The organism is Sagittula sp. NFXS13, from assembly GCF_040148795.1.
In the GTDB taxonomy this organism is placed as follows: domain Bacteria; phylum Pseudomonadota; class Alphaproteobacteria; order Rhodobacterales; family Rhodobacteraceae; genus Sagittula; species Sagittula marina.
Window position 1 is genome coordinate 11678 of record NZ_JAGEMH010000009.1, and the last position, 13096, is coordinate 24773.

Annotated in this window: 9 protein-coding genes; all 9 read left to right on the top strand. The window is 63.9% G+C overall.

Annotated elements, in window-relative coordinates; translation table 11 throughout:
* Positions 1-5: 5 nt before the first annotated feature.
* The 9 genes from J4E08_RS16405 (at position 6) to infB (ending at position 13079) form a co-directional block, all read left to right on the top strand.
* Positions 6-392, top strand: a complete 387-nt coding sequence (locus J4E08_RS16405) for a hypothetical protein (RefSeq protein WP_349539427.1) — start codon at positions 6-8, stop codon at positions 390-392.
* Complete coding sequence (glgA, locus tag J4E08_RS16410; RefSeq protein WP_349539428.1) at positions 389-1837, top strand: glycogen synthase GlgA; 1449 nt, start codon at positions 389-391, stop codon at positions 1835-1837. Before J4E08_RS16405 ends, glgA begins: the two co-directional genes overlap by 4 nt.
* Positions 1834-3912: a glycogen debranching protein GlgX gene (gene glgX, locus J4E08_RS16415; RefSeq protein ID WP_349539429.1), complete on the top strand. Its 2079-nt coding sequence runs from the start codon at positions 1834-1836 to the stop codon at positions 3910-3912. The genes glgA and glgX overlap by 4 nt, the downstream gene beginning before the upstream one ends.
* Positions 3909-5831, top strand: a complete 1923-nt coding sequence (locus J4E08_RS16420) for a 4-alpha-glucanotransferase (RefSeq protein WP_349539430.1) — start codon at positions 3909-3911, stop codon at positions 5829-5831. Before glgX ends, J4E08_RS16420 begins: the two co-directional genes overlap by 4 nt.
* A gap of 13 nt (positions 5832-5844) precedes the next feature.
* The gene (locus tag J4E08_RS16425; protein ID WP_349539431.1) at positions 5845-7461 is read left to right on the top strand and encodes an alpha-D-glucose phosphate-specific phosphoglucomutase; all 1617 of its coding nucleotides are present in this window, start codon (positions 5845-5847) and stop codon (positions 7459-7461) included.
* Positions 7462-7714: 253 nt separating this feature from the next.
* A complete protein-coding gene (rimP, locus tag J4E08_RS16430) occupies positions 7715-8281 on the top strand; it encodes a ribosome maturation factor RimP (protein ID WP_183966936.1) in 567 nt (188 codons plus the stop codon).
* A 3-nt stretch (positions 8282-8284) separates the two neighbouring features.
* The gene (nusA, locus tag J4E08_RS16435) at positions 8285-9898 is read left to right on the top strand and encodes a transcription termination factor NusA (protein WP_349539432.1); all 1614 of its coding nucleotides are present in this window, start codon (positions 8285-8287) and stop codon (positions 9896-9898) included.
* 4 nt (positions 9899-9902) lie between these two features.
* Positions 9903-10550, top strand: coding sequence for an RNA-binding protein (locus J4E08_RS16440; protein WP_183966932.1), 648 nt, complete (start codon positions 9903-9905; stop codon positions 10548-10550).
* A gap of 9 nt (positions 10551-10559) precedes the next feature.
* Positions 10560-13079 (top strand): translation initiation factor IF-2, encoded by a 2520-nt coding sequence (gene infB, locus J4E08_RS16445; RefSeq protein ID WP_183966930.1) that lies wholly within the window; start codon positions 10560-10562, stop codon positions 13077-13079.
* The last annotated feature ends 17 nt before the right edge of the window (positions 13080-13096 follow it).

Below are 13096 nucleotides of genomic sequence, written 5' to 3' on the forward strand. Positions count from 1 at the left end.
ACGCCATGACGCTGGAAACCGGCAGCTGGGAGCTTTGGGCCGGGGGCGATCTGTCCCTCGTGCTGGATGTGGACCCGCATGTGGCCTTTGCGTACTTGGTGCGCGAAGGCGGCGGGATGCTGTGTTCGGTCTGGGTGTGCAACCTGCCGGGGCCGCTGCCGGACGAGGATGACGAGGAGGCGCTCCCCGTGGTGGCGAACGCCTTTGTGCTGCCCGGTGCCACGGCGCCTGCCTCGCTTGATGCGCTGGAAATGATCGTGACGCCAACCCGCTGGGTGCTGAGCTGGCCGGGCGGGCGGTCGGTGCTATCTGCAACGTCGACGCTGGGCTGGTCCAGCGCCGTCGGGGCCGACTCGCCCTTTGCCAAACCGCTTGAGGAACTGCCAATATGAACGTGCTGATGGTCGCTTCGGAATGTGCGCCTTTTGTAAAGACAGGCGGGCTGGCCGATGTGGTGGGAGCGCTGCCCGGTGCGCTGGCCCGGCATGGGGTCGACGCGCGGGTGATGCTGCCGTGTTACCCCTCACTGTTTCCGCTCCTGCCCAAAGGGGTCGAGGTGGCGAGCTTTGGCGATCTGCCCGGCGGGTCGGGGCGGCTGGTCATGGTGGAGGCGTCAAGCGACACCGCGGGGCTGACCCTTCTGCTGCTTGATGCGCCGCAACTGTTCGACCGCGCGGGCAAACCCTACAACGGGCCTGACGGGCAGGATTGGCCCGACAATCACCGCCGCTTTGCCTCATTGGCGCAGGCGGCGGCGCGCATTTGTTTTGACGGACTGGAGGGCTGGAAGCCTGACGTGCTGCACGCCCACGACTGGCAGGCGGCGCTGGCCCCGGTCTACCTGAAACAGACCGGGCGCACGGTGCCAAAGACCGTGATGACCATCCACAACATTGCCTTTCAGGGGCGGTATGGCCCGCAGGTGATGCCGGAACTGGGCCTGCGCCACGATTGGTTTCACGCCGATGGGCTGGAGTTCTATGGCGACCTGAACTTTCTCAAGGCCGGGCTGGTCTACGCCGATCATGTCACCACCGTATCGCCCAACTATGCGCGCGAAATCCTGACGCCGCGCTTTGGCATGGGGTTGGAGGGCGTGTTGCAAGCCCGGACAGAGACGCTGACCGGCATTCTGAACGGCATCGACACCGCCGCCTGGGACCCGTCCAACGACCCCGCCCTGCCCGCGCCGTATGATGTGAAAACCCTCAAGGCGAAAAGCGCCAGCCGTCTGGCGCTGGCGGGCAAGCTGGGGCTGGATACGGATCACGCGGGGCCGCTGTTTTGCGTGATCTCGCGCCTGACAGAGCAAAAGGGCCTCGACGCGCTGGCGGCGGCCATCCCGCATCTGGTGGACCAAGGCGGGCAACTGGCGGTGCTGGGCACCGGAGAGCCCGCGTTGGAGGCACTTTTCCAGCAGGCCGCACAGGATCACCCCGGCCGTGTCGGCACGTTCATCGGCTATGACGAGGGCTTTTCGCACCTCGTCCAAGGCGGTGCAGATGCGATCCTGATCCCCTCGCGGTTTGAGCCGTGCGGGCTGACGCAGCTGTATGGTTTGCGCTATGGCACGCTGCCGGTGGTGGCGCGCACCGGCGGGCTCGCCGATACGGTGATCGACGCCAACGCCGCCGCGCTGGCCGCCAAATGTGCCAATGGGTTTGTTTTTGACGAGGTCACGCCGGAGGCGATCAGCGCCGCGCTTGACCGTGTCTTTGCCGCTTATGCGGATCCCAAGCAGTGGCAAGCCATGATGCGCGCCGCCATGCGCCAGCCCGTCGGATGGGAGGAGCAGGCAGGCGCCTACGTCAGCCTGTACGAAAGCCTGCTGCAATGACACCAACATATGAGGTCACCGCCGGACGCCCCAACGCGCTTGGCGCGCAGTGGGATGGCGAGGGCACCAACTTTGCCCTGTTTTCCGACCACGCGCATCGGGTGACGTTGTGCCTGTTCGACACGGACGGCAGGGAAACTCACCAGATCGACTTGCCCGAACGCTCCGGTGCAGTCTGGCATGGCTATGTGCCGCGCCTGTCGCCCGGTCAGCTGTATGGCTACCGCGTGGATGGGCCGTATGCGCCGGACCGGGGCCATCGGTTCAACGCAAACAAACTGCTGCTCGACCCTTATACGCGTGATTTTCACGGCCCGTTCAAACACGATCCCGCCTGTTTCGGCTATGTCTGGGGCGAAGGCGACCAGAGTTTTGACACCCGCGATTCTGCGCCGTTTGTGCCAAAGTCGGTGGTCAGCCACCCGGACTGGCTGCCGCAAGATGCCCGCACGCTGAACCGCGACTGGGAAGATGCGTTTATCTACGAAGCGCACGTCAAGGGCACCACCATCCAGCACCCGATGATCGCAGAGGACAAACGCGGCACCTACGACGCCATGGCCTCTGACGCGATGCTGGAGCATCTGACCACGCTTGGCGTGACGGCGGTCGAGCTGTTGCCGGTTCAGGCGTTCAATCCCGAAGGTGCGCTTCAGGACCGTGGGCTGACGAACTACTGGGGCTACAACACCATCGGTTTCTTTGTGCCGGAGCCAAAGTATCTTGGCCCCTCCGGCGCGCGTGGGTTCCGCGCGATGGTGGACCGGTTCCATGCGGCGGGCATCGAGGTGATCCTCGACGTGGTGTACAACCACACCGCTGAAAGCGACCATTACGGCCCGACGCTGTCCTTTCGCGGCATCGACAACGCGTCCTACTATCGGCTCCTCGATGGGCAACCCCGCTATTACGTCAACGACACCGGGACCGGGAACACATTGAACGTGTCGCACCCGTTTGTGCTGCGGCTGATCCTTGATTCCATGCGTTACTGGGTGACGACCTTTGGCATGGACGGGTTCCGGTTCGATCTGGCGACGACGCTGGCGCGAGAGCCGAGCGGCTTTGACCGACACGGGGGGTTTCTGGACGCCCTGCGACAGGACCCTGTGCTGTCCAACGTCAAACTGATCGCGGAGCCGTGGGACATCGGGCCGGGCGGCTATCGGCTGGGAGGGTTTCCGCCCGAGTTTGCCGAGTGGAACGACCGCTACCGCGACACGATCCGGCGCTTCTGGCGCGGCGATGCACGGGCGGCGCAGGATCTGGGCGGTGCGCTGCTGGGCACGGCGGATCTGTTCGACACGCGCGGGCGACGCGCATGGTCCAGCGTCAACTTTGCCGCCGCGCATGACGGGTTCACCACCGCGGACGTGACCGCCTACGAGCAGCGCCACAACGAAGCGAACGGCGAAGACAACCGGGACGGACACCACGACAATTTTTCCGACAACTTTGGTGTCGAGGGAGAGACCGACGATCCCGACATCCGCGAGGCGCGCCGCAGGCGGGTGCGCAACCTGCTGGCTACCGTGTTCCTCAGCCAGGGGACACCCATGCTGCTGGCCGGGGACGAAGGTGGAAACACGCAAGGCGGCAACAACAACGCCTATTGTCAGGACAACGAGACAGCTTGGCTGGATTGGGAGGTGATGGACGGCAACCTGATCGCCTTTACCGCCGCGCTGGCAGCGTTCCGGCATGCTCATCCCACGCTGCGGCAATCGCGGTTTCTGCATGGCGCGGAACGCTCGGATGGGCGGCGTGACGTGGAGTGGCAGGCGTTTGACGGCGGCGCGCTGAACTGGCGAGATCCGGGGCTGTCGTCGTTGTGCATCCTGCTGCGCGGGTCTGCTGAATCTGCCACGGGAGATACGTCGACCGACACGATCCTGCTTGCGCTGAACCGAGAGGACGCGGATCAGGAATTGCATCTGCCCGACATTGCCCCGCGCCGCTGGCAGCAAGAAATTGACACGTCGCGCGACAAACAGGGTGCGACCATGATCGACGAAAAGACTGTGACCGTGCCGCGTTGCTCTCTGGCCGCGTTTGTCGCGACGGAGGCCACATGAGCGAAACGCTCCGCGCCCTTGCCAACGCATACGGCATTCACCCCGGGTTTCACGATCTGGGCGGGCAGTATCGCACCGCCGCCCCTGAAACGTTGCGCGCGCTTCTGGCGGCAATGGATGTGCCTGCGGGGACCGAGGCGGAGGTCGCGGACTCGCTCGCCGCATTCACCGCCGCGCAGGACGCCCGCCATTTGCCGCAAGAGACAGTGCTGGACGAGGGCACGCCCTGCACCCTGCCCTGCCCCCCGTGCGAGTGGGTGCTGCTGGACGAGACCGACACGGTGAAGGCCGAAGGCAAAGGCATCATCGCCCTGCCGCCGCTGCCCTTTGGCTACTACCACCTTGATGTGCGTGGCAGCGATTGGCGGGAGGAGGTCTTTGTCCTGTGTCGTCCGGCCCGCGGGGCCCCGCTGGTGTCCGAGTTGATCGGCGCGCCGCGTGGCTGGGGCGTGGTGGGTGCCCTGTATGGGCTGCGATCTGACGACAACGGCGGGGTGGGCAGCTTTGCCGATCTGGCGACGGCGGCGCAGCAGTTGGGTCAGGTCGGCGCGCAGTTTCTTGGGATCAATCCGATCCATGCGATCGGCTGGACCGCCAGGCACATCACCTCCCCCTACTCGCCCACGCATCGCGGGTTCCTCAACATCGACCATATTGCCCTGCCCGGCATGGGGCCGACGCCAGAGGCCGAGCTGATCGACTACGATGCGTTCCGCAGCCGCCACAATGCCGCTTTGGAGGCGCGCTTTGCGCAGGTGGAGGATAGCGCACCGATCACCAGCACGCAGCACGGGCTGGAGGATTTCGCCACCTTCGAGGCGCTGTCCGAACGCTACGGCGATGACAGCCGCACGTGGCCCGCCGACCTGCGCCGTCCGGGGGCCAAGGCGCGCGCTGCCGCGGGTCCGCGCGCCCGCTTTCACGCTTGGGCGCAAGCCGAGGCGGAGCGGCAACTGGATCAAGCCGCGCGGACCGCGCAGGAGACGATGGGCCTTGGGCTGTACCTCGATCTTGCCGTCGGGCCGCGTCCCGGCGGGGCGGAGCCCTGGATGAACCCCGATACCATTGCGCGCGGCGTGTCCATCGGTGCGCCGCCGGACCACCTGAACCCGGAGGGGCAAAGCTGGAACCTGGCGGCCCACGCGCCAAGGCAACTGGCCGCCGCACGATACCGCCCGTTGCGACAGATGCTGTCCGACCTGATGCGCCGTGCCGGGCTGGTTCGGATCGACCACGCGCTTGGCCTGACACGCAGCTTTTGGCAGCCCGAGGACGGCAGCCCCGGCGGATACATCACGCAGCCCTTCGAGAGCCTGCTGGCGGTCATCGCCATCGAGGCGCGTCGCGCACATTGCGTGGTGATCGGCGAGGATCTGGGACTGGTGCCGGACGGTTTCCGCGAGACGATGAACGCAGCCGGTCTGCTGTCCTACGCAGTCTGGCAATATGAGACCCACGAGGACGGCACTCTGTTGCCGCCAGAGGCGCTGCGCCCCTTTGCCCTGTCGTGCTTTGGCACCCATGACACGCCTTCGATTGCGGGGTTCTGGCACGGCACGGACATCGCGTGGTGGCACGCCATGGGCTGGCAATCAGGCGAGGAGACCCGCCGCCGCCACGACCAGCGCGCCGATCAGCGCCACGGGCTACGCGGGCTGTGCGCCCTGCCGCCCGACGCGCGCCAGCCACAGATCACCGCCGCGATCCACAATCGCCTGATGCAGTCGCCATCGTGCCTGACGGCGCTGCAACTGGACGATCTCTTTGGCCAGGTGGAGGCGCAGAACCTCCCCGGTACGATTGATGAACACCCGAACTGGCAGCGCCGCCTGCCCTGTTCCAGCGACGCACTGGCCACGGCGCCGGATCTGCGCGATACCTTGCCCGACAGCGCCCTGACGCATGGGCAAATTGATTAAAAGGACTGAATTTATGGATGTTGTGAGCAAACCGATCACGCCTTTCGACGGGCAGAAGCCCGGCACCTCCGGCCTGCGCAAGAAGACACGTGTGTTCATGGAGCCGGGCTATCTGGAGGCTTTTGTTCAGTCGACCTTTGACGCCATCGGCGGATGCGCGGGCAAGACGTTTGTGGTGGGGGGCGACGGGCGCTATTTCAACGCCGAGGCGATCCAGACCATCCTGCGGATGGCGGCCGCCAATGGCGCGGCGCGCTGCATCGTCGGCCAGAACGGACTGCTGTCCACACCTGCGGCGTCCAACCTGATCCGCAAGCGCGAGGCCAATGGCGGGCTGATCCTGTCGGCCAGCCACAATCCCGGCGGCATCGACGAGGATTTCGGCATCAAGTACAACATCGCCAACGGTGGCCCGGCCCCCGAAAGCGTGACGGCAAAGATCTTTGAAAACACCAAGGCAATCTCTGGCTACAAGACGCTGGGAACGCCGGACATCGACCAGTCCGCCATCGGCGAGACCAGCGTGGGCACGATGACGGTCGAGGTTGTCGATCCTGTCACCGAATATGCCGCGCTGATGGAAGAGCTGTTCGATTTCGACGCGATCCGCGCCCTGCTGGCGGGTGGTTTCAGCGTCAAGTTCGACGCGATGCATGCCGTCACCGGGCCTTATGCCACCGCGATCCTCGAAGGGACGCTGGGCGCACCTGCGGGCACCGTGCTGAACGGCGTTCCGCTGGTGGACTTTGGCAAGGGCCACCCGGACCCGAACCCGATCTGGGCGAAGCCTTTGGTAGATCTGGTCATGTCCGAGGACGGACCGGATTTCGCCGCGGCCTCTGACGGGGATGGCGACCGCAACATGATCCTCGGCAAGGGCATTTACGTGACGCCCTCAGACAGTCTGGCGGTTTTGGCGGCCAACGCGCATCTGGCCCCCGGCTATGCGCGCGGTCTGGCGGGTGTGGCGCGGTCCATGCCGACCTCGCGCGCAGCGGATCGCGTGGCCGAAAAGGCGGGGATCAACGCCTTTGAGACGCCCACCGGCTGGAAGTTCTTTGGCAACCTGCTGGACGCGGGCAAGGCCACGCTGTGCGGTGAGGAAAGCGCCGGCACAGGGTCCGACCACGTGCGCGAGAAAGACGGGCTTTGGGCGGTGTTGCTCTGGCTGAACGTGCTGGCGTCGCGAAAGATGTCGGTGCAGGACATCCTCATGGACCATTGGCAGACCTATGGCCGCGACTATTATTCGCGCCACGATTACGAGGCGGTGGACACAGCCGTGGCCGAGGCGATCATGGCCGACCTCCAGTCGCTGTCCAACGGCACCATGCCCGCGGGCATCGAAAAGATCGACAGCTTCTCCTACACCGATCCGGTGGATGGCTCCGTGTCTGAAAACCAGGGGATGCGCGTTTTCTTCGAGGGTGGCGCGCGTGCGGTGATGCGGCTGTCCGGCACCGGCACGGAGGGCGCGACGATCCGCCTGTATCTGGAACAATACACGCCCCCCGACGGCGATCTGACGATAGACACCCAAGAAGCGCTCGCCCCGCTGGTGGCCGCCATCGACAAGCTGACGGACCTCAAGACCCGCACGGGCCGCGATGCGCCTGACGTCATGACCTGACCGCCGGATCGACAGCGACCCAAGGGAACAGCGCGGTGCGCCGTCTTTCCTTGGGCCGTGAAATGGCGCTGTGACGCGCCGCTTGGCCGAGGGTCCGACGCGCGTTGGCGATTCCGCTTGCAAAATCCCCAACGCCCGCCTATATCGCCCTCAACAGCGAGGTGCTGAGGCCTGAAAGGTCGCAGCGCCCACCGAAAAGATGTGCGGGCCGCTGGCCCGCTTTTTTGTTTCTGCGCCCGAAAGGCAAGACTACATGACCGACCTGATCGCAAAAACCGGCATGGACAAGAAGATCGCCGAGATCATCGCGCCGGTGATTGAGGACATGGGATTCGAACTGGTCCGCATCCGTCTGCAGGGGGGCAACACACCCTTGTTGCAGATCATGGCGGAGCGTCCCGAAGGCGGGATCGAAGTGGACGAATGTGCCGAGATCTCGACCGCCGTGTCCGCCATTCTCGACGTCGAAGACCCGATCTCTGACCAATACACGCTTGAAGTGGGAAGCCCCGGTATCGACCGTCCGCTGACCCGTCTCAAGGATTTCGACACCTACGAAGGGTATGAAGCCAAGATCGAGACGCATGATCTGATCGACGGCCAGAAACGGTTTCGGGGTATTCTGGCCGGGGTCGAAGGCAGCGAGGTTCTGGTGAACGTCGATGCCGGCACCATCGGCCTGCAATTCGACTGGCTGGCCGATGCCAAGCTGGTTCTGACGGACGAGCTGATCAAAGAGATGCTCAAGGCGCGCAAGACCGCCGCAATTGACGAAACCAAGTACGACGACATCGAGGCCGAAGGGCCCGAGGAGGAGTAAGAGATGGCAATCACATCCGCCAACCAGCTGGAACTCCTGCAGACGGCCGAAGCCGTCGCGCGCGAGAAGATGATCGACCCCGGCCTTGTGGTCGAGGCGATGGAAGAATCGCTCGCCCGTGCGGCGAAGTCGCGCTACGGCGCGGAGATGGACATTCGCGTGGCCATCGACCGCAAGACCGGTCGTGCGACCTTTACCCGTGTCCGCACCGTGGTCGAGGAAGAAGAGCTTGAGAACTATCAGGCTGAACTGACCGTCAAGCAGGCCAAACAGTACATGGCCGACCCGCAGATCGGTGACACCTACGTCGAAGAAGTGCCGCCGGTGGAACTGGGCCGGATCGCGGCGCAGTCGGCCAAACAGGTTATCCTGCAAAAGGTCCGCGAAGCCGAACGCGATCGTCAGTACGACGAATTCAAGGATCGCGCAGGCACGATCATCAACGGTCTGGTCAAGCGCGAGGAGTACGGCAATGTCATCGTCGACGTGGGCCGTGGCGAAGGCATCCTGCGCCGCAACGAAAAGATCGGCCGCGAGGCGTATCGCCCCGGCGACCGCATCCGCTGCTACATCAAGGATGTGCGCCGCGAGACCCGTGGCCCGCAGATCTTCCTGTCGCGCACCGACCCGCAGTTCATGGCCGAGCTGTTCAAGATGGAAGTGCCGGAAATCTATGACGGCATCATCGAGATCAAGGCCGTAGCCCGTGACCCCGGTTCGCGCGCCAAGATCGGCGTGATCTCTTATGACAGCGGCATCGACCCCGTCGGCGCCTGCGTCGGTATGCGCGGCAGCCGCGTTCAGGCGGTGGTGAACGAGCTTCAGGGCGAAAAGATCGACATCATCCCGTGGAACGAGGACATGCCGACCTTCCTGGTGAACGCTCTGCAGCCCGCCGAAGTGTCGAAAGTCGTTCTGGACGAAGAAGCCGAGCGCATTGAAGTTGTGGTGCCCGATGAGCAGCTGTCGCTTGCCATTGGCCGTCGCGGTCAGAACGTGCGTCTGGCGTCGCAACTGACCGGCCTCGACATCGACATCATGACCGAGGAAGACGAATCGAAACGCCGTCAGGCGGAATTCGAAGTGCGCACCAAGCTGTTCATGGACACGCTGGACCTCGACGAGTTCTTTGCTCAACTTCTGGTGTCCGAAGGCTTTACCAACCTCGAAGAGGTGGCTTACGTCGAACAAGACGAGCTGCTGGTCATCGACGGCGTGGATTCCAGCACCGCCGAAGAATTGCAGACCCGCGCCCGCGAACACCTCGAAGCGCAGGCCCGTGCGGCCCTTGAACGCGCAACCGAGCTGGGCGCTGACGAAAGCCTGCTGAACTTCGAAGGGCTGACCCCGCAAATGTGCGTGGCCCTGGCCGAGGACAACGTGAAATCGCTCGAAGACTTTGCAACCTGCGCCGACTGGGAGCTGGCTGGCGGCTGGACCACGGTCAATGGCCAGCGCGTGAAGGACGACGGCCTGCTGGAACCCTACGGCATCGACCTCGAAGAAGCGCAGAACATGGTCATGACCGCCCGCGTTCTTCTGGGCTGGGTCGATCCGGATGACCTCGTGTCCGACTCGGCAGAAGTCGAAGACGACGCGGTCGAGGCGGAGGAGTAAGCGATTGACCCGAGGGGGCAGCGAAAAACACAATGACGACGGGCCGGAACGGAAGTGCCTTGCCACAGGCGAAGTACAGCCGAAAAGCGGGCTGATCCGCTTCGTCGTCAGCCCTGACGCACGGGTCGTGCCCGATCTGGCTGGAAAACTGCCGGGAAGAGGTTTATATGTCTCTTCCGAACGGACTGCGCTGGACCTCGCGGCGAAGAAGAATCTCTTCGCTCGTGGCGCCAAACAGCCGGTTACGGTCCCGGAGGGGCTTACGGATCTTCTGGAACAGATGCTGGTGAAACGGGTGATCGATTTGATCTCGCTGGCACGCCGATCAGGGGATGCCATCGCCGGATACGAAAAAGTGAAGGCGATGCTCCAGTCGGAGGAAGCCTCCGTGCTGATTCAGGCCGAAGACGGCTCGGGTCGGGGCAAGACGAAATTAAGCACGCCGTATGGCGGGCGATACATCGGCTGGCTGTCCGCAGATGAACTGGGGGCGGCCTTTGGTCGACAAACTGTGATACACGCCGCGCTTGGCTCTGGTGGACTCGTTCCGCGTATTGTAGAGGAAGCCATGCGCTTGAAGGGATTCCGGAGTCCATCGCAACCGGCGACGACATCGGGTGATCGCGGCGGCAAGTCCCGCCGGAAAGGATGAATACGTTTTATGAGCGATAACGACGGCAAGAAAACTCTGGGTGTGCGTGGTAGTGGTGGCGGCCGGTCAGGCAGCGTGAAGCAGAGCTTCTCCCATGGACGCACCAAGAATGTCGTGGTGGAAACCAAGCGCAAGCGCGTCGTGGTGCCGAAGCCCGGTGCCGCTGGCGCTGCGGGCGGCGGCAAGGGCGGTCCTGTGGGCGGCTCGGGTGGTAAACGCCCCGCCGGGATTTCCGACGCGGAGATGGAACGCCGCCTGAAGGCACTTCAGGCAGCACGGGCGCGCGAGGCCGATGAGACCGCCGCGCGCGAGGCAGAGGACAAGCGCCGCACTGAGGAGCGCGAACGTCTTCGGGCCGAGAAGGAACTGAAGGAACGCGAACAGCGCGAAGCCGAGGAAGCGCTCAAGCGCAAGGCCGAGGAAGAAGAGCGCAAGATCCGCGAAGCCAAGGAAGCCGAAGAGCAGAAGGCCAAGGCAGCTGCCGCAGCTGCCGCTCAACCGGCCCCCGAGGATGCAGCCCGCAAGGCACCGCGCGGACCTGACGCCAAGCCGGGCGCAACCGCGCCGCGTCGCGACGGTGACAAGGACGACCGCAGCCGTGGTCGTGGTGGCGCCAAGGACGGCGGACGCCGTGCCGGCAAACTGACGCTGAACCAGGCTCTGTCCGGTGGCGAAGGTGGTCGTCAGAAATCCATGGCCGCAATGAAGCGCAAGCAAGAGCGTGCGCGTCAGAAGGCGATGGGCGGTCAGCAGCAACGTGAAAAGGTCGTGCGCGACGTCAGACTGCCCGAGGCGATCACCGTCGCGGAGCTGGCAAACCGCATGGCAGAGCGCGTTGGCGATGTTGTGAAGTCCCTGATGAACAGTGGCATCATGGCGACCCAGAACCAGTCGATCGACGCAGATACTGCGGAACTGATCATCGAGGAATTCGGCCACAAGGTTGTCCGCGTCTCTGATGCCGACGTCGAAGACGTCATTCAGGCCATCGAAGACAAGGAAGAAGACCTGCAGCCCCGTCCCCCGGTCATCACGATCATGGGCCACGTTGACCACGGCAAGACATCGCTGCTTGACGCGATCCGCCAGACCAACGTGACCTCCGGTGAGGCGGGTGGCATCACCCAGCACATCGGCGCCTACCAGGTGACGACCAAGGACGGACAGGTTCTGTCCTTCCTCGACACGCCTGGCCACGCGGCCTTCACCTCCATGCGCTCACGCGGCGCTCAGGTGACGGACATTGTTGTTCTCGTTGTTGCGGCAGATGACGCCGTGATGCCGCAGACCGTCGAGGCGATCAGCCACGCGAAAGCGGCCAATGTGCCGATGATCGTGGCGATCAACAAGATCGACAAACCGTCCGCGAACCCGACCAAGGTGCGCACGGACCTTCTCCAGCACGAAGTTGTGGTGGAAGCGATGTCTGGTGAAGTGCAGGACGTCGAAGTCTCGGCCCAGACGGGTCAGGGTCTTGACCAGCTGCTCGAAGCTATCGCGCTTCAGGCAGAATTGCTGGAACTGAAAGCCAACCCGAACCGCCCCGCCGAAGGCGCGGTGATCGAGGCGCAGCTTGACGTGGGTCGCGGTCCCGTGGCCACCGTTCTGGTGCAACGCGGTACGCTGAAGCAAGGCGACATCTTTGTTGTGGGCGAGCAGTACGGTAAGGTCCGTGCGCTGATCAACGACCAGGGTGAGCGCGTGTCCGAAGCCGGACCTTCTGTTCCTGTCGAGGTTCTTGGCCTCAACGGCACGCCTGAAGCCGGCGACGTTCTGAACGTGACGTCGACAGATTCTCAGGCTCGTGAGATTGCAGAATATCGCGCTCACGCCGCCAAGGAAAAGCGCGCTGCAGCTGGTGCTGCGACGACGTTGGATCAGCTTCTCCAGAAGGCGAAAGAGGACGAAACTGTCTCCGAGCTGCCAATTCTGGTGAAGTCCGACGTGCAGGGCTCTGCCGAGGCGATCACGCAGGCTATGGAAAAGATCGGCAACGACGAGGTGCGCGTCCGCGTACTGCACTCGGGTGTTGGTGCCATCACGGAATCCGATGTCGGCCTGGCCGAAGCATCGGGCTGCCCGGTCATCGGCTTCAACGTCCGTGCAAACGCACCGGCGCGGAACGCTGCCAACCAGAAGGGCGTGGAGATCCGTTACTATTCGGTGATCTACGACCTCGTGGACGACGTGAAGAAGGCGGCCTCTGGCCTGCTGTCCAACGAAGTGCGCGAGAACTTCATCGGCTATGCCAACATCAAGGACGTCTTCAAGGTCTCCCACGTTGGTAAGGTTGCGGGCTGTCTCGTCACCGAGGGTGTCGCACGTCGATCCGCAGGCGTTCGCCTGCTGCGCGACAACGTCGTTATCCACGAGGGCACGCTGAAAACGCTCAAACGCTTCAAAGACGAAGTGGCTGAGGTTCAGTCCGGACAAGAATGCGGTATGGCGTTCGAGAACTACGAAGATGTGCGCGCTGGCGACGTCATCGAAATCTTCGAGCGTGAAGAGATCGTTCGTACGCTCGACTGATCGCGTATACATCTGAA